General features: G+C 72.2%; 17 protein-coding genes and 1 tRNA gene. 8 read left to right on the top strand and 10 right to left on the bottom strand.

Features of this window, described 5'->3' with window-relative positions; all coding sequences use genetic code 11:
* The first annotated feature begins 23 nt into the window (after positions 1-23).
* Both AB0M28_RS00295 and AB0M28_RS00290 read left to right on the top strand, forming a co-directional pair.
* Positions 24-854 carry a class I SAM-dependent methyltransferase gene (locus AB0M28_RS00295; RefSeq protein ID WP_365395189.1) on the top strand — a complete coding sequence of 277 codons (831 nt, stop codon included), beginning with the start codon at positions 24-26 and terminating at the stop codon, positions 852-854.
* A gap of 50 nt (positions 855-904) precedes the next feature.
* Positions 905-1,519: a hypothetical protein gene (locus tag AB0M28_RS00290; protein WP_365395187.1), complete on the top strand. Its 615-nt coding sequence runs from the start codon at positions 905-907 to the stop codon at positions 1,517-1,519.
* Positions 1,520-1,528: 9 nt separating this feature from the next.
* Here the strand turns inward: AB0M28_RS00290 and AB0M28_RS00285 are convergent, their stop codons facing one another.
* A complete protein-coding gene (locus AB0M28_RS00285; RefSeq protein ID WP_365395184.1) occupies positions 1,529-2,185 on the bottom strand; it encodes a TetR/AcrR family transcriptional regulator in 657 nt (218 codons plus the stop codon).
* 115 nt (positions 2,186-2,300) lie between these two features.
* Between AB0M28_RS00285 and AB0M28_RS00280 the strand changes: the two genes are divergently transcribed.
* Positions 2,301-3,728, top strand: a complete 1,428-nt coding sequence (locus AB0M28_RS00280; protein WP_365395181.1) for an MFS transporter — start codon at positions 2,301-2,303, stop codon at positions 3,726-3,728.
* Between the two features lie 24 nt (positions 3,729-3,752).
* Here AB0M28_RS00280 and AB0M28_RS00275 read toward each other — a convergent pair whose 3' ends face one another.
* Together AB0M28_RS00275 and AB0M28_RS00270 are read right to left on the bottom strand one after the other, a co-directional pair.
* Positions 3,753-4,229, bottom strand: a complete 477-nt coding sequence (locus AB0M28_RS00275; protein WP_365395178.1) for a rhodanese-like domain-containing protein — start codon at positions 4,227-4,229, stop codon at positions 3,753-3,755.
* 141 nt (positions 4,230-4,370) lie between these two features.
* Positions 4,371-5,339 (bottom strand): helix-turn-helix domain-containing protein, encoded by a 969-nt coding sequence (locus AB0M28_RS00270; RefSeq protein WP_365395176.1) that lies wholly within the window; start codon positions 5,337-5,339, stop codon positions 4,371-4,373.
* A 214-nt stretch (positions 5,340-5,553) separates the two neighbouring features.
* Between AB0M28_RS00270 and AB0M28_RS00265 the strand changes: the two genes are divergently transcribed.
* Positions 5,554-6,258 (top strand): hypothetical protein, encoded by a 705-nt coding sequence (locus AB0M28_RS00265; protein WP_365395173.1) that lies wholly within the window; start codon positions 5,554-5,556, stop codon positions 6,256-6,258.
* Between the two features lie 105 nt (positions 6,259-6,363).
* On the opposite strand, the gene AB0M28_RS00260 is transcribed toward AB0M28_RS00265, so the two are convergent.
* The gene (locus AB0M28_RS00260; RefSeq protein ID WP_365395642.1) at positions 6,364-6,948 is read right to left on the bottom strand and encodes a histone deacetylase; all 585 of its coding nucleotides are present in this window, start codon (positions 6,946-6,948) and stop codon (positions 6,364-6,366) included.
* A 215-nt stretch (positions 6,949-7,163) separates the two neighbouring features.
* On the opposite strand from AB0M28_RS00260, the gene AB0M28_RS00255 reads away from it, so the two are divergent.
* Complete coding sequence (locus AB0M28_RS00255) at positions 7,164-8,765, top strand: threonine/serine exporter family protein (RefSeq protein ID WP_365395171.1); 1,602 nt, start codon at positions 7,164-7,166, stop codon at positions 8,763-8,765.
* A gap of 62 nt (positions 8,766-8,827) precedes the next feature.
* On the opposite strand, the gene AB0M28_RS00250 is transcribed toward AB0M28_RS00255, so the two are convergent.
* Together AB0M28_RS00250 and AB0M28_RS00245 are read right to left on the bottom strand one after the other, a co-directional pair.
* Positions 8,828-9,475: a DUF305 domain-containing protein gene (locus tag AB0M28_RS00250; RefSeq protein WP_365395168.1), complete on the bottom strand. Its 648-nt coding sequence runs from the start codon at positions 9,473-9,475 to the stop codon at positions 8,828-8,830.
* A gap of 101 nt (positions 9,476-9,576) precedes the next feature.
* Positions 9,577-9,984, bottom strand: a complete 408-nt coding sequence (locus AB0M28_RS00245; RefSeq protein WP_365395165.1) for a DUF6153 family protein — start codon at positions 9,982-9,984, stop codon at positions 9,577-9,579.
* Positions 9,985-10,164: 180 nt separating this feature from the next.
* On the opposite strand from AB0M28_RS00245, the gene AB0M28_RS00240 reads away from it, so the two are divergent.
* Together AB0M28_RS00240 and AB0M28_RS00235 are read left to right on the top strand one after the other, a co-directional pair.
* The gene (locus tag AB0M28_RS00240; RefSeq protein ID WP_365395162.1) at positions 10,165-10,557 is read left to right on the top strand and encodes a nuclear transport factor 2 family protein; all 393 of its coding nucleotides are present in this window, start codon (positions 10,165-10,167) and stop codon (positions 10,555-10,557) included.
* Positions 10,558-10,809: 252 nt separating this feature from the next.
* On the top strand, positions 10,810-11,262 hold the full coding sequence (locus tag AB0M28_RS00235) for a hypothetical protein (protein ID WP_365395160.1): 453 nt from the start codon (positions 10,810-10,812) through the stop codon (positions 11,260-11,262).
* A 96-nt stretch (positions 11,263-11,358) separates the two neighbouring features.
* On the opposite strand, the gene AB0M28_RS00230 is transcribed toward AB0M28_RS00235, so the two are convergent.
* The 3 genes from AB0M28_RS00230 to AB0M28_RS00220 form a co-directional block, all read right to left on the bottom strand.
* Positions 11,359-11,832 carry a hypothetical protein gene (locus AB0M28_RS00230; RefSeq protein ID WP_365395157.1) on the bottom strand — a complete coding sequence of 158 codons (474 nt, stop codon included), beginning with the start codon at positions 11,830-11,832 and terminating at the stop codon, positions 11,359-11,361.
* Between the two features lie 178 nt (positions 11,833-12,010).
* Positions 12,011-12,084 (bottom strand) — tRNA-Pro (locus AB0M28_RS00225).
* A 50-nt stretch (positions 12,085-12,134) separates the two neighbouring features.
* Positions 12,135-13,067, bottom strand: coding sequence for a metallophosphoesterase (locus AB0M28_RS00220; protein ID WP_365395154.1), 933 nt, complete (start codon positions 13,065-13,067; stop codon positions 12,135-12,137).
* A 139-nt stretch (positions 13,068-13,206) separates the two neighbouring features.
* Between AB0M28_RS00220 and AB0M28_RS00215 the strand changes: the two genes are divergently transcribed.
* Positions 13,207-13,671: a GatB/YqeY domain-containing protein gene (locus AB0M28_RS00215; RefSeq protein ID WP_365395151.1), complete on the top strand. Its 465-nt coding sequence runs from the start codon at positions 13,207-13,209 to the stop codon at positions 13,669-13,671.
* A gap of 195 nt (positions 13,672-13,866) precedes the next feature.
* On the opposite strand, the gene AB0M28_RS00210 is transcribed toward AB0M28_RS00215, so the two are convergent.
* Positions 13,867-16,176 carry a transglycosylase domain-containing protein gene (locus AB0M28_RS00210; protein WP_365395148.1) on the bottom strand — a complete coding sequence of 770 codons (2,310 nt, stop codon included), beginning with the start codon at positions 16,174-16,176 and terminating at the stop codon, positions 13,867-13,869.
* Positions 16,177-16,291: the final 115 nt, after the last annotated feature.

Genomic DNA, 16,291 nt, shown 5'->3' with positions numbered 1-16,291 from the left:
CGCCTGTGGATAACGTCCCCCGCATGTATGGATCGACCCCCGAGGACTGGCTGCAGACGAACCGGTCCATGTGGGATGAAAGAGTGCCCATCCATCTGCGCAGCGACTTCTACGACCTCCCGGCCTTCCGCGCCGGCCACGACCCGCTGCGCCCCTTCGAGCTCGCCGAGATGGGTGACGTCGCCGGGAAGTCGCTGCTCCACCTGCAGTGCCACATCGGTCTGGACACCCTCTCCTGGGCCCGGCACGGCGCCGCCCGGGTCGTCGGCCTCGACTTCTCCGAGCCGGCCGTCGACGCCGCCCGCGACCTGGCCCGCGACCTGGGCCTCGGCCAGGACCGCGCGGCGTTCGTGGCCGCCGACGTGTACGACGCGGCCACGGCCGTCCCCGACCCGTCGTACGACATCGTCTACACCGGCGTCGGAGCCCTGTGCTGGCTGCCCGACCTGGAGCGCTGGGCGCAGACCGCGGCCTCCCTGGTGGCGCCCGGCGGCTTCCTGTACGTCGCGGAGTTCCACCCGCTGACGGACGTGCTGGACGACGTCACGGGTTCGCGCGTCGAGCACGACTACTTCAACCGCGACGCCTGGATCGACGACACCCCCGGCACGTACGCCGACTTCGGCGCCGAGACGGAGCACAACCGCAGCGCGGAGTGGCAGCACCCGCTGGGCGAGGTCGTCTCCGCCGTGGCGGCGGCGGGGCTGCGCATCGACTTCCTGCACGAGCACGACACCACCCTGTTCCCGCGGTTCGCGTCGCTGAAGCGGATGGACGACGGCCGGTACCGCTTCCCGTCGGGGAGTCCGCGGATCCCGCTGATGTATTCGCTGCGGGCGTCGAAAGCGGCGTAGCCGGGGGTAGCCTCCATTGAGTTGGCCGGTACGGGGAGGGGTGGGGATCCGTGACGCTGGCGCGACTCGGGGTGTTCGGGCGGCCGCTGCTGGCGCTCGGGGCGGCGCTGGGCGCCGTGGCGGTGACGCTGGTGCTGAGGTTCGCCTGGGTCTATCTGTACTGGCGGGCCGAGCACAAGGCGTACACGCGGGGCCCGGATGACTTCGGCGGTACGCCGACGTTCGGCCAGTTCCTCGAGGCGTTCGGCAAGAGCACGGGGTACGAGACACTGGGCGCGTTCATCGCCGCGCTGGCGGCCCTCGTGGCGGGGGCGTATCTGCGCCACCGGCGCCCGGAACCCCGGCTGCGGTTGTTCCTCGGGGTGGTCATCGGCGTGCTGGTGCCCGCGGGACTTCTCGGCGCCTGGGTGTACGTCGAGCAGACCGGCGACTGGCTGCCCGTACCACCGGGTGCGTCCACGTTCGACTACGTGCTCGCCTACTGGCCGTCGGTCCTGTCCCTGGCGCTGCTGCCCGTCGCGGCGGGCGCCCTGGTGCTGTGGCGCGGCCAGGACGGGCCCGCGCCCGCCGAGGAGCCGGAACCCGGGCCGGCGGGCGAACTCGTCGAGGAGCCGCCCGCCGACGAGGGCCACGGCCACGGGCCGGTCGAGATCCTCGAGCTCTGACGGGGGCGGTCACGCCTGTTCGTACCGCCCCAGGAACATGTCCACCCCGCCGCTGATCAGCCGCTCGGTCAGGTCCGCGTCCACCGACGTGCCGTAGGCCGCGAAGACCAGGTGCGGGTAGTACAGCAGCGAGTACAGCTGCAGGACCGCCACCCGCAGGTCGGGGATCGCCAGCCGCCCCCGGTCGCACAGCCGCGTCAGCGCCTCGGCCACCGCCGGATGGTGTCCGGCCGGGTCCGCGTGCCGCCAGCCCGCGCCCAGCTCGGGGAAGCGGGGCAGTTCGGCGGCGACGAGCCGGTTGAGGGCGAGGACGTCGGGGTTGTCGTGGACGGCGGCGACCCAGGCGCGGCCGGCGGCGATGAGCGCGGCGCGCAGGTCGTCGGAGTCGCCGAGGTCCTCGACGGCGGCGGTCAGCGTCTCGCCGAGAGGGGCGTCGGTGGAGTCCTTGATGACCGCGACGAAGAGGGCTTCCTTGCTGCCGAAGTGGTTGTAGACCGTCACCTTGGAGACACCCGCCGCGGCGGCGATGTGGTCGACGCTGACGGCGAACCCCTCACGCAGGAACAGCTCGCGGGCGGCCTTCACGATGGCCGCCCGTTTCGCCTCCGCGCGCGGGCCGGCGGGGGGCTGCTTGGGCGTGTCAGGCGTGGCGGGCGTGGTCGGCATGCGGTCAGTGTAGCGGCGTAGTGAACTGAACGGTTGAGTTCAATTGAACTGTGCCGTACAGTTCAAATCACTGCGCGACCTCCATCGAGACCCGCTATGTCCAGGGAGCCGGCCCATGACCCACACCCACACCGCTCACGAGGCCACCCACCACCGACCCGCCGCCCCGCCCCGGCGCTGGCTGATGCTCACCGTGCTCTGCCTCGCCCAGTTCATGCTGATCCTCGACGTCACCGTCGTGAACGTCGCCCTCCCCGACATGGCCGCCGACCTCGGCCTCGGCCGCTCGACCCTGACCTGGGCCGTCACGGCGTACACCCTCTGCTTCGGCGGGCTGATGCTGCTCGGCGGCCGGCTCGCGGACGTCTTCGGCGCGCCGCGCACCGCCCTCGTCGGGCTCGCGCTGTTCACCGGCGCCTCCCTGCTCACCGGGCTCGCCCAGGGGGCGGAGACGCTCATCGCCGGGCGCGCCGCCCAGGGCGTGGGCGCCGCGCTGCTGTCGCCGGCGGCGCTCTCCCTGGTCACGACGAGCTTCCACGGCCCCGAACGGAACAAGGCCCTCGGCTTCTGGGCCGCGATCGGCGGCTCCGGCTCCGCGATCGGCGTACTGCTCGGCGGCGCGCTGACCGACGGGCCGGGCTGGCGCTGGGTGTTCTACATCAACCTCCCCGTCGGCCTGCTCGCCCTGTCCGCCCTCCCCGCCCTGCTCCCGCCCCGCCCCCGGCGGCCCGCCCGCCTCGACCTGCCCGGCGCGCTGCTGGTCACCGCCGCCACCGCCGCCCTGATCTACGGCCTGGTCGAGGCCGGCGACGACGGCTGGGCCTCAGCGGGCACGCTGCTGTCGCTGCTGACCGCCGTCGTGCTGTACGCCGCGTTCACCCTCGTCGAACGCGCAAGCAGGGAACCGCTGATGGACGTACGGATGCTGCTGCGGCGGCCGGTGGCGGCGGGCGCGTTCCTGATGCTCGTCGCCACCGCCCTGCTCATCGCCTTCTTCTTCCTCGGCTCCGTGTACCTGCAGGGCGTACGGGAGTTCAGCGCGCTCCGCACCGGCCTGGTGTTCCTCCCGGTGGCGGTGGGCGCGGCGGTCGGGGCGCACCTTGGCTCGCGGCTGGTCGGCACGCTGGGCAGCCGGCCCACCGCGGCCGGCGGGATGGGCGTGGCGGCGGCCGCCCTGCTGCCGCTCGCGTGGCTGGACGGGCAATCGCCGGTGTACGCCGTGCTGATGCCGGCGCTGTCCGTCGCCGCGCTGGGGGTCGGCGCGGTGTTCGTCACGGCGACGGCGACCGCGCTCGCCTCGGTACGGCACGAGGAGGCGGGCATCGCCTCCGGCGTGGTCAACACCTTCCACGAGGTGGGTGGTTCGATCGGCGTCGCCGTGATGTCGACCGTCGCCGCCGCGGGCATCGGGGGCGGCGTGCCGGAGCCGTTCGCGGACGCGTTCGCGGTGGGCGCGGTGGCCGCCGCGGTGGCGGCGGCGGTGTCCCTGCTCGTCGTACCGCGCGGCAGGCCGCAACTCACCGGCGGCCCGCACGTCCACTAGCGACCGGGGCGCGCCCCAACGCCCTCAGCAGGCACAGGAGATACCCGTCCGCGGGGCGGTCAGGTCGTCCACCGGACGCCGGTCCGCCCCGTGCGCGGTGTCGAACGCGAACCCCTCGCGGACCCAGTACTCGAAGCCGCCGATCATCTCCTTGACCGGGTGGCCGAGCCGGGCGAAGGCCAGTGCGGCCCGGGTGGCCCCGTTGCAGCCGGGGCCCCAGCAGTACGTCACCACGGTCGCCCCCGCGGGGACCAACTCCGGTGCCAGCTCGGCGATCCGGGCCGTGGGGATGTGCACGGCACCGGGGATGTGCCCCTGGTCCCACGCCACCTGGGCGCGCGAGTCGACGACCACCACACCGGCGACGCCGGCGGTCAGGTCCGCGTGCACGTCGGAGACGTCCGCCTCGAAGGCGAGCCGGCCGGCGTAGTGGGCGACGGCGTCGGCGGACGGGGCGGCGGGAACGCTCAGCACGGCGCTGGCGGCGAGGGCGGTGGTCATCGGGAGGCTCCCTGTTCTCGTACGGGGCGGGCTGGCGTGATCAATCCTGCTGCCCCGCGTCCGCGGCCACGAGTGGCGTAAACGACCGCGTACCTCAATATCCCGCCAGGCGGCGCGCTTTCCGGCAAGGCCGGCGCGTCGCTAGGCCGGCACCCCGTCCGGCCGCGCGAACGCCCTCCGGTACCCCGTCGGCGTCGTCCGCATCACGCGCCCGAAGTGATGCCGGTACGTCGCCGTGCTCTCGAAGCCGACCGCCGCCGCGATCTCGTCCACCGACCCCTCGCCGGACTCCAGCAGCGGCAGGCTCGCCGCCACCCGCTGGGATATGACCCACCGCATCGGGGAGACCCCGTTGCGCCGGGTGAAGTGCCGCAGATACGACCGCTCCGACATGCCCGCCACCCGGGCCAGCCCCGGAACGGTCAGCGGCTCGCGCAGCCGCTCCAGCGCCCAGGTCATGCTCCGCGCCACGCCGTCCTCCTCCGGCCCGACCGGCGCGACGGCCGCCTCGATGAACTGCGCCTGTCCGCCGTCCCGGTGCGGTGGTACGACGAAACGCCGGGCCACGGTGTTGGCGACGGCGGCGCCGTGGTCGGACCGCACCAGATACAGGCACAGATCGATCCCGGCCGCGCTCCCCGCGCTGGTCAGCACGTCCCCGTTGTCGACGTACAGCACGTCCGGGTCCACCTCGACCTGCGGATACCGCTCGGCCAGCCGTTCCGCGTACCGCCAGTGCGTCGTCGCCCGCCGCCCGTCGAGCAGCCCCGTCGCCGCCAGCGCGAACGCCCCCGAGCAGATCGACACCAGCCGCGCACCCCGCGCGTGCGCCCGCCGCAGCGCCCCGACCAGCGCCGCCGACGGATCCGCCGCGCAGCCCGGGACGATCACCGTGTCCGCCGCCGCCAGCACGTCCAGCCCGTGCTCCGCCTTCAGCGAGAAGCCGCCGACCGCCCGCAGCTCCCGCCCGGGCTCCTCGGCGCACACCCGCAGGTCGTACCAGTCCACGTCCGCCAGTTCGGGCCGCGACAGCCCGAACACCTCGACGACGACCCCCAGCTCGAAGGGAGCCATCCCGTCGAAGGCCAGCACGGCAACCGTGTGAGCCATGGCGCCCTCCCCCACCCGTCGATCCGGACCGCCATCGTAGGCCGACCCACCGACAGCGCCCGATCCTCCCGTTCGTCCCTCCACTGGCCCAGACGCGGTATGACGACCTGCCGAATGGGCGAAACAGGTGGCCCCCAGCGTCGTGTCGCCGGGCCGGAGGCAGCCGGGTGCGGCAGACAGGGATCCCTACGACGAGACGGCGAGGGGTGCTGCGGTGCTGGGCAAACTGAGGAACCTGCTGACATTCGAGTGGCCGGAGCGGCTCATGCCCGGCGCTCTGATCCGGGGCACGCTCGGGCTGACGGCGCGCCTCTTCCGGGGCCTGTTCCGGGCCGTCCTCGGCCTGCCCGGGGCTCTTCTCCGCCTGCCCGGCGCGCTGCTGCGCGGTCTGCGTACGCCGAAGGTGCTGGCGGGTACCGCGGCCGCCGCCGTGGTGTTCAGCGGGATCGGCTTCATGGCCGTCGGCCTGTGGAAGGACGAACCCCCCGCCGGTGCGGGCGAGCGCTCGGCGAAGGCCCTCACGGACGCCGCGGACGGCTCCCGCGGCGTGGCGGGCGCGGGCACGGAGTCCGGGAAGGGGTCGGACACCGGCTCGGCCATGGACGACGGGAACAACGGCGGCGGCTGGTTCCCTGAGAACTCCGGCCGCGGCTGGGAGCCCCCGGGCAGCGGACTGACCTGGCCCTCCTGGGCGGCCCGTGGTGTGGTCACGGCGAAGGGCGGCGTCCTGGTGCAGCGCAGCGTCTGGCACTCCGGTCCCGCCATCGACGTGCTCGCGCGCGGCGAGATCGCGGGCATCGAGTGCAAGGTCGAGGGCCGGGACGTGCGGGGCAACGGCATCTGGTTCAAGCTGGCGGGCCACCCCGGGTTCGTGCCGGCGCGGTACGTGCGGAACGTGGACGGCGTGAAGTGGTGCTGATGGCGGGTGGCATGGGGCTGGTGCGGCGTGACGTGGCGCTGATGGCGGGTGGCGTGGTGCTGATGCCGGGTGACGTGGCGCTGGTGCGGCCTGGAGTGTGCTGACTCAGCCGACCCGGCCCATCAGCCCCGCGACCGCCTCCGCGCTCCACCGCCCCGCCGCCCCCGGACACCCCGCGAGATAGGCGGCGATCCGGTCCGGCTCCCATACGCCCGTCTCCGCGAGTCCGTCCGCCAGGTGACGCAGGTACGCCGCGGAGGGGGCGTTGAGCTCCGCCTCGGTCTGCGAGAAGGGGGCCGTGAACGTCAGGAGAGGCAAGCCGTGCAGGTCGCCCGGACGGACGAGGGTCTCGTAGCGCCCGGGCCCCAGGGCGGCGCGGCCCTCGGCGAGGACGGCCGTGAGGTCGAGGTCGCGCCCCGGCGCCCGGCCCATCTCCTGGGCGGCGATGTCGGAGAACTGCCCGACGGTCAGAAGATGCGCCCGCGCCCAGACGACGCCCGGCCCCCCGGGATCGTAGAAGGCCCGGCCGCCGCCCCACACCTCCGACTCCTGCGCGAAGTACAGCGTTCCGGGCAGCTCCACGGCGACGGACCGCAGCGGCGGCCGCGGATCGCGGCACCCCGGCTGGGACCGGGCGGCGCCCGTCGGCCGGCCGCCGGCGAGATAGCAGCGGAGCCGCTCGGCGTGCATGTTGGAGCCGTACGAGGCGTACCAGAGGCGGTCCGAGGCCACGGGCGCGAATCTAGCCGTCCCGCGGCGCCGCGGTCGTCCGCGACCCGCCCGTCGCCGACCCGCTCGGATGTGCGGGCCGCCGGGGGCGATGGTGTGATGAGGGGCAGATCGGGCAGGACCGTCCGGCGTCGCCGGTGCGGGCCCACCCGACCGAGGATCGCGGAGCGCACCACGTGCCACGGCCCAGCAGACACAGCGCGGACCGGCAGCCGGGCCGGGGACCCGGCGGGCGGCCGGGCGGGGCGTGGCTGCCCGTGCTGCTCCTCGTCGGGCAACGGCTGTTCAGACGGCTACGGGGGCGGCGGGCGGCTGACGACGGCGGGCCGAAGCCCCTGCCGGAGCCGTCAGCGAAGCCCCTGCCGCAGCCGTCAGCGAAGCCCTCGCCGCAGCCCTCGGCGAAGCCCCCGCCGGAAGACCGGCCTTCCGCGCACCGCCACCCCACCGCCACCGCGACCGCCGTCCGCTCACTCCGCCGTGCCGCCGACCGCGCCGGAGGGGCCGTCGTCCGCCTGGGCTCCTTCTGGCGCCCGCAGCCCATCCCCGAACCGGACGAGCCGCCCCCTCCCCCCATCGAACTGGTCCGCTTCCTCCGCGAGTGCGGCACCGCCCTGTGCCTCGCCGGTGAGACCACCGACCGGGTACAGCAGGTCATCGTCGAGCTGGGCGAGCGCTACGGCATGCACCAGGTGCACGCCCTCGTCCTGCCCACCGGCGTCTTCGTCCGGGTCGGCGACGGGCCCGGGGCTGTCGTGGACTTCGCGCCCGTACGCGGTGAGCCGCTGGGCCTGGACCAGGTCGGCGAGCTGTACCGGTTCCTGGAGGAGCTCTACGACCACCCGATGCCGCCCGAGGAGGGCACCGAACGCCTCCGCCGCCTGAAGTCCCTGCCGCCCCGCTTCCCGGTCGTCCTGCGGGTGCTCGGCTACACGCTGCTGACGATCGGCCTGGGCCTGATCACGTATCCGAGCCAGACGGCGGTGCTCGGTTACGCCGTGCTCGGCGTGGCGGTGGGTGCGCTGCGGGAGCTGGTCGGCGGACCGCTGCGGATGTTCTCGCTCGCCCTGCCGGTCATCGCGGCGGTGCTGGTCACGGTGCTCGCGTACCGCTACAGCGGCCCCCTGCTCGGCGAGAACCCGACCAAGCTGGTGATTCCGCCGCTGCTGGCGTTCCTGCCGGGCGCGGCGCTCACGATGGGGATGATGGAGCTGTCGGCGGGCTCGATGGTGTCGGGCACGAGCCGGCTCGCGTACGGGCTGAGCACCCTGGTCCTGCTGGTGTTCGGGATCACGGTGGGTACGTCGCTGATGCGGCTGCACCCCGTCGTGGAGGGTGCCGATGCCGACGCGATCGGCTCGTGGGCGCCCTGGGCGGGGGTGCTGCTGCTGGGCGTCGGGCACGCGCTGAACTCGTCGGCGCCGCTGCGCACCCTCCCCTGGCTGCTGCTCGTGCTGGCGGTGGCGGAGGCGGTGCAACTGCTGGGGCAGTCCTTCTCGGACGCCGTCCTGGGCGCGTTCCTGGGCGGCGCGACGCTGCCGCTGATCGCCCGGATCGTCGAGAGCCGGCGCGGGGCGCCGCCGGCACAGGTCACGTTCCTCCCGGCGTTCTGGATGCTGGTGCCCGGCTCGCTGACCCTGACGGGCGTCGGCGAACTCATCGCGGGCGACAGCTCGCACGGCCTGCTGACGTCCGTCAACGCGCTGCTGACGGTGGTGGCGGTGGCGCTGGGGGTGATGGTGGGCGCGAGCCTGCTGCGGGGCGGGCGGGCGATGGCGTGACGGGCCCCGGGGCCGGCCGCTGGAGGGGCGCGGCGCGGCCCCCGGGGCTCCTGCTGTTGCCGTCAGTTCTCGCCCTCGCTCTGGCCGAGCATCTGCTTCATCTCCGCGATCTCCGCGGTCTGCGAGGCGATGATGTCGTCGGCGAGCTGCTTGGCCGGCCCGTACTCCCCCTCCCCCTTCTCCGTCGTGGACATCTCGACGGCACCCTCATGGTGCTCGATCATCATGGTCAGGAAGATGGTGTCGAAGGCCGCACCGGACGCGTCCATCAGCTTGTCCATGTCCTCGGAGTCCATCATCCCGGGCATGTCGGAGGAGTCTCCGGAGTGCCCGCCGTGGTCCATCCCCGGCATGCCGGAGGGCACGTCCTCACCCCACGCCTTCAGCCACCCGGTCATCGTCTCGATCTCCGGGTCCTGGGCCTTCTCGATGCGCGCGGCGAGGTCCTTGACCTCGGCGGACGACGCCTGGGTGGCGGCCATCCGGGACATCTGGATGGCCTGCTGGTGGTGCGGGATCATGTCCTGCGCGAAGGACACGTCCTGGTCGTTGTGGGCGCCGGCTTCGGCCTCCGCGGTCTGCGAGGGGGAGCTGTCGCCGGTGCTGGTGCCGGAGCCGTCGTCGCTGCCGCACGCGGCGAGGACGAGGGCGGCGGCCGCGGCCGTGACGCCGAGCGCGGCACGGCGGATTCGGGAACGGGTGCTGGTCATGGTCGTACTCCTGCGATCTGTGAAGGACGCTGCGCCGTCGGGCGCGGGACAGGACGGAGTGCCGTACGGCTGTGTGGCGCGGGGTACGGCGCGGTCCCGTCCTAGATCCGCAGAAGCTGGAGCTCGGCGAGGGAGGGCGGCGCGCGCTCGCCGTCGGGCACGCTCGCGATGTCCGAGCGGGCGCTGTCGCCCGGCGGGAGCACCCCGACGGGAACGTTAGCCGGGGCGGGCAGCACGGGCCCCGCACCGACGGCACCGGACGCGCAGGCCGCGTCGGCGTGCGCGGTGTGGCCGCCGCCGGTGCTGCCGTGGCAGAGGCGCTCACCGCCACCGGCATGGTCGGGGCGGGTCGTGTGCGCGGTGTGGCCGTGGCCGGTACCGGCCGAGGCGACCGCGTCGGGAGCAAGGGCGTGCATGCCGATCAGCCCGACCAGCAGCCCGAGCACCAGCAGCACCCACATCCGCCCTAGGGGCGCTCGCGCGATGCGGCTCTGGGACCGGGCTGTCACGCCTTCATCGTACGAGCGCCACGCCGCGGGGCCGGGACAAGCGACCCGGCGCGTCCGAGCCCGAACCAGTCTCACGGCTGCCAGAGGCTGTGACAGCGGGGGAGGGCTGGGGATACTCGACGAACGACGAGACGGCCGAAGACACGAACGGGCTAGGACCGGCGACGACCAGGAGACCCCATGCACGCGTTCCGCAAGGCAGTAGAAGCGAGGGACCACGAGGCAGTCGAGGCCCTGCTGGCCGACGACGTCGTCTTCACCAGCCCGGTCGCCTTCAAGCCGTACGAGGGAAAGGCACTCACGGCCGCGATCCTGCGAGGAGTCCTCCGAGTCTTCGAGGACTTCACGTACATCCGCGAAATCACCAACCCCGAAACCCGCGACCACGCCTTCGTCTTCACGGCGACGGTGGCCGGCAAGCAGATCCAGGGCTGCGACTTCCTCCACTTCAACACCGAAGGCAAGATCGACGACTTCCTGGTCATGGTCCGCCCCCTCTCAGCGGCCCAGGCCCTGGCGGAAGCAATGGCGGCAGAGTTCCACCAGATAACCCGCGAGGCAGCGGGCCACTGATCGATCACCGAGCCATGGTGGCCAGTTGCGCCGCGCGACGCCACTCGGCCATCTGGCGTTCCCCGTGATGTGCGGCACGCGCCAGTGCCGCACATCACGGGCGGACACCGAACTGCGCGGCCGGCGTGGAGAGACTTTGGGCGGAACCTGGGCGGGGTGCCGGCCGAACCCGGCCACGTGGCCTCTGCTCATCTCACTGCCCCGTGCCGGAAGCGCGCGACTGCCGCGAGCCGCCGGTGCGAGGATTCGCGGATGGGAGTCTTGTACTGCTATTACGCAGCCGACGATGATCAGGACGCGGCACGGGCGATCGTTCGTGAAGATGGGGCGCCCAGCGGCGCAGGCTATGACCAGGTCGTGGTCAAGGGCATCGATCCGATGGTCGAACTCGCCACGGCAGAAGCCCTGATCATGGGACGGGAACGCGAGGAGATAGTGGCCGACCCTCGTCGGTGCGCTCTGGTTGCCATGGTCGGGGACGGTGAGGTGGCCGCGGTGTCGTTGACCGATGTCTTCCGTGACGAACTGGCCCGGGTCGATGCGTCGTTGCTGCCCGACGTGGCCGCAGGATGGGCGCGGTCGCCGGGCGCGTTCTACAAGGCTCCTGAGCCGGACGCACTCGCCGGCTTCCTCGCGGACCTCGCAGCGTTGGCGTCACGGGCTCTAGCCGGGCAACGGCACCTCTACTGCTGGATCTGCCCGTAGTCGGGGCCCAGTACGCCGCGCTGGTTGGCGAAGGCCGCAGCAACCGTAACGAGTCCGCCGAGGCCGATGACGATCACTAGCTGGTGACGGTCGGGTTCAGCAGGTGGCGCAGGCCGCCCGGTGCAGCGCGTGCTGAGTGAGCAGTGTCTGGCGGTGCTGCTCGACTGCTGACTGCCCTCGCCGGGTGGCGGTAGAGGAGGCCATCCCGATCAGGACACGGGTGCGGCCGTCGTCCAGGGTTAGCACCGGAGCGCCAGTAGGCAGTGGCGAGCTGCCACCACCCGACCCTGCGGCGATGTCGCGGATACAGCACCAGGCAATGACGGTCGTGCGCGTGAGCGTCCGATGGGTTACCCCCCGCGTGTCCACGCGAACGCCGACGATCGGCCCGCGGCCGACGGCGACGGCCCCGACGCCGACGACGAATGCGCCGATCGCGATACCCGGGACGGAATGGTCGGACGCGAGGACGCCACCACCGAGGAGGACGAAGACCGCACCGATGAGGACCAGGACAGCGCGCTGGCCGTGACTGCCGAAGGCGACCGGCGTCGTACTCGGCTGGCTCATCCTGCTGTCCTCTCGGCGCACTCGGTCGTCATGGCCTGGCGGCGGCACAGGAGCCGGCGCCCGCGGTGACCTTCGTGCGCAGCCAGACGATCCAGAACCATGGCCACTCAGCCCGTCACCCCGCAACGACCAAGGGCCCCGTCTCTCGCGAGACAGGGCCCTTGATCTGTTTCTTCAGTCGGGGTGGCGGGATTTGAACCCACGACCTCTTCGTCCCGAACGAAGCGCGCTGCCAAGCTGCGCTACACCCCGAAGCAACGAGGACTACTGTAGCCCACCGCCGCGTCAGGACGAAATTCGTTTCAGGGGCGTGGGGTGAGTGTGAGCAGCGTCGCCTCCGGGGGGCAGGCGAAGCGGACCGGGGTGTAGCGGTTCGTGCCGCAGCCCGCGGAGACGTGGAGGTGGGCGGTGTGGCCGCCGGCCGTGTGCGTCGACAGGCCCGAGACCCGCGCCGTGTCCAGGTCGCAGTTCGTGACCAGCGCGCCGTACAGCGGGATGCGGAGCTGGCCGCCGTGGGTGTGGCCCGCCAGGATCAGGTCGTAGCCGTCCGCCGTGAAGGCGTCGAGGGCGCGCAGGTACGGGGCGTGGACCAAGGCCAGGGTGAAGTCCGCCGAGCGGTCCGGGCCGCCGGCCACCTCGGTGTAGCGGTCGCGCCTGATGTGCGGGTCGTCCAGACCGGTCAGGCCCAGCTCCTCGCCCGTCTCCAGCTTCACCGTGCCCCGCGTGTTGGACAGACCCGTCCAGCCGGCCGCGTCGAACTCGTCGCGCATGCCCTCCCACGGGTTGCGCTCCACGCCGATCGCCGGGTCGTCCTTGCCGTTCAGGCCGTGGACGCCGCGGGCCTTCTCCAGGAGGTAGCGGCCCGGGTTGCGGAACTTCGGGGCGTAGTAGTCGTTCGACCCCATCACGTACGTGCCGGGGAACTCCATCAGCGGGCCCAGCGCGTCCAGCAGCTCCGGGACGGCCGTGGGGTCGGAGAGGTTGTCGCCCGTGTTCACCACCAGGTCCGGGCGCAGGCCGGCCAGGGACTGCAGCCAGCGCCGCTTCTTGTCCTGGCCGCTCACCATGTGGATGTCCGAGACCTGGAGGAGGCGCAGCGGCCGCATGCCCGGCGGGAGTACCGGCACCGTCACCCTGCGCAGCCGGAACGAGCGGACCTCGATCCCGGCGGCATACCCGACGCATGCCGTGCCGAGTGCGGTGAGGGCCAGGGGGACTCCGTATCGCGCGCGCATTCCTCCATCGTGGCAGACGGGGGGTCTGGGGGGCCGGCAAGCCCCCCAGCGGTACGCGACAGGGTGACGGCGCGGGCGCGGGGTCCGGGGCGGCGAATATCCCGCAGCCCCGTCAGCCCCCGCATGGGAGACTCGAGCCATGACCACGCTGAAGGCCAAGCTGCAGGGCGACCTCCACGCCGCCATGAAGGAGCGCGACCAGCTGCGCTCCGCCACGCTCCGGATGACCCTCGCCGCGATCACCAAGGAGGAGGTCGCCGGCAAGGAGGCCCGCGAGCTCTCCGACGACGAGGTGCAGAAGGTGATCGCGCGCGAGGCCAAGAAGCGGCGGGAGGCCGCCGAGGCCTTCGCCCAGGGCGGGCGGGCGGAGTCCGCCGAGCGGGAGCTGGCCGAGGGTGCGGTGCTGGACGAGTACCTGCCCAAGCAGCTCGCCGACGAGGAGCTCGCCGTGATCGTCGCCGAGGCCGTCGGCGAGGCCAAGGCCGCCGGCGCCGAGGGGCCGCGGGCCATGGGCGCCGTCATGAAGATCGTGAACCCGAAGGTCGCCGGGCGGGCGGAGGGCGGCCGCGTCGCCGCCGCCGTGAAGAAGGCCCTGGCGGGCTGACCCCGGGCGGGGGCGCCTGGCCGGAGTCGTCCGCCGGGAACGGGTCGATCCACCCGCACCGGCGGAGTCGTCCTCCGGAACACGGGTCGATCCACCCGCACCGGGCCACCACCCCCGCACACCTCACCCGCGCCGAAGGGGCGGCTCCCACACCGGGAGCCGCCCCTTCGCCGTTCACTCACCGAGCCGACCCGGCTACGGGAACCCGGTGGTCCCCCCCTTGCCGTTCCCGCCATCGGTCGTCGTCCCGCCGTCCAGGGTCCCGCCGTCCAGGGTCCCCCCGTCCAGCGTGCCGCCCGTCAGGCCGCCGTCCGTCGTCCCGCCGTCCAGCGTGCCCACGCTCGTGCTGCCGTCCGTGCCGCCGATGCCGCCGATGGTCAGGCCGCCGGGGTTGCCGTTGCCGGGGCGGTCCTTGTCCTTGTCCTTGTCGACCTTGGGCTTCGGCAGCGGGACCAGCGTGAAGTCGGGCGAGGGCTTGCCTTCCAGCGCGCCCGCCATGGCGTCCCGCCAGATCGGGCCGGGGACGCCACCACCGAAGACCTTCGGGTAGTACCTGCCGCCGATGCTGATGTTGACCATCGGGATCTTCTTGGTACCCGGGCTGCCGACCCACACCGCCGCCGACAGGTTCGGGGTGTAGCCCACGAACCAGGCGTTCTTGCGCTCATCGGTGGTACCGGTCTTGCCCGCGTTGTCCCGCCCGTCCGTCAGGCCGGCCAGCGCGCCCGTACCGTCCGTGGTCACGCCCTTCAGCAGGGTGTTGATCGTGTCGGCGGTCTTCTCCTCCATCGCCCGCCGGCACTGCGTCTTCGGCACCCCGAGCTTCTTGCCGTTCGCGTCCGTGATCGAGTCGATCGCGACCGGCGTGCAGTACACCCCGCGGTTGGCGAAGGTGGCGTACGCGTTGGCCATGGTCAGCGGCGAGATGTCGTTCACGCCCAGGGTCATGGTCGGCACCTGGGAGAGCTTCTTGCCGTCACCCCGGCGTACGCCCATCCGCTCGGCCATCTCGGCGACCGGGCAGATGCCGTACTCCGAGATCATCCCGGCGAAGTAGGTGTTGATCGACTTCTTGGTGGCCTCTTCGAGGCTGTACGGACCGACCTCCGTGACCGTCTCGTTCTGCGTGGTCTCGTTGGACTCGTTGTTCCAGTCCTTGCCGCAGGTCGAGATGCCGTCCTTCCAGGTCATCTTGTTCGGCGAAGGGTAGACCTTGTTGAGCGGCATGCCCTCCTCGATCGACGCCGCGGCGGTGATGGGCTTGAACGTCGAACCCGTCTGGAAGCCGTAGTTCGAGCCGCCCATCTTGTAGTCGACCGAGTAGTTGATCGTCGTCTCGTGGTTCTTCTTGCTCAGTCCGTACGGCCGCGACTGCCCCATCCCGATGATCTTGCCCGTGCCGGGCTCGACCATGGTGACCGCGGTGGCGACCTTGTCGGACTGGTAGACGTGCTCCTTTATCGAGCGGTTGATCGCGTCCTGCGCGTTCGGGTCCAGGGTGGTGCGGATCGTCAGTCCGCCCTGCGCCCAGCGCTTCTGCCGGGCCTCGGGGGTCTTGCCGTACATCGGGTTCTGCAGGAACGTCTCGCGCACGTAGTCGCAGAAGAAACCGGCGCCCTTCACCGCGGTGATGCAGCCGTTGCGCGGGGCGCTGAACTTCAGGCCGAGGCCCTTCTTCTTCGCCGTCGTCGCCTGGGCCGCGGTGATGTAGTGGTTCTTCGCCATCCGGTCCAGCACCCGGTTGCGGCGGGCGAGGGCCTGCTCGTCGTCGGCGAGGGGGTTGAACTCGGACGGGGACTGGACGATGCCCGCGAGCATCGCGGACTCGGTGATCGTGAGCTTGGAGGCCGGCTTGCTGTAGTAGCGCCGGGCGGCGGCCTCGATGCCGTACGCCTGGTTCCCGAAGAAGGCGATGTTGAGGTAGCCCTCGAGGATCTGCTTCTTGGTGAGCTCCTGCTCGACCTGGATCGCGAGCTTGAGCTCCTTGATCTTGCGGCCCAGCGTCTGCTTCGTGGCCTCGGCGAGCTTGGCCGGGTCCTCGCCGGCCTCCTCCATCGCGATGTTCTTGACGTACTGCTGCGTCAGCGTGGACGCGCCCTCTTTGACCGAACCGGCCTGCCGGTTGGCGTTGAGGGCGCGCAGGATGCCCTTGAGGTCGACGGCGCCGTGCTTGTAGTAGCGCTCGTCCTCGATCGCGACGATCGCCTGCTGCATCGCCGGGGCGACCTTGTCGATCGGGACGACCGTGCGGTCGCGGTCGTACACCGCCGCGATCAGTCCGCCGTCCTTGTCGAGGATGACGGACCGCTGGCTCAGCGGCGGTTGCTGGATACTGGCCGGCAGTTCGTCGAAGCCCTCCACCGTGCCCTTGGCCGCGAGGCCGAGCGCGCCGACGGCCGGCAGCGTGATCCCTGCCAGCAGCGTGCCCGCGAGCACGCTGACTCCCAGAAACTTCACAGCCTGCTGGGCAGTGGTGAGGCCGCCGCCGGGACGCTTGTATGCCATGCGCCCCACCCTAACTTCTGATTCCCCGGACAGCCGCCTGTCTGTTCGCTTACTCTGCTCCTGGCTTTCACAGGAGTGCGTAACCGTCTCATCCGTGACGTCACTCCTGTGGGTG

The sequence above is a fragment of the Streptomyces sp. NPDC051940 genome (assembly GCF_040680895.1).
In the GTDB taxonomy this organism is placed as follows: Bacteria; Actinomycetota; Actinomycetes; order Streptomycetales; family Streptomycetaceae; genus Streptomyces.
The sequence above is the reverse complement of the archived record's forward strand: the minus strand, read 5'-3'. Positions and strand labels throughout refer to the sequence as shown.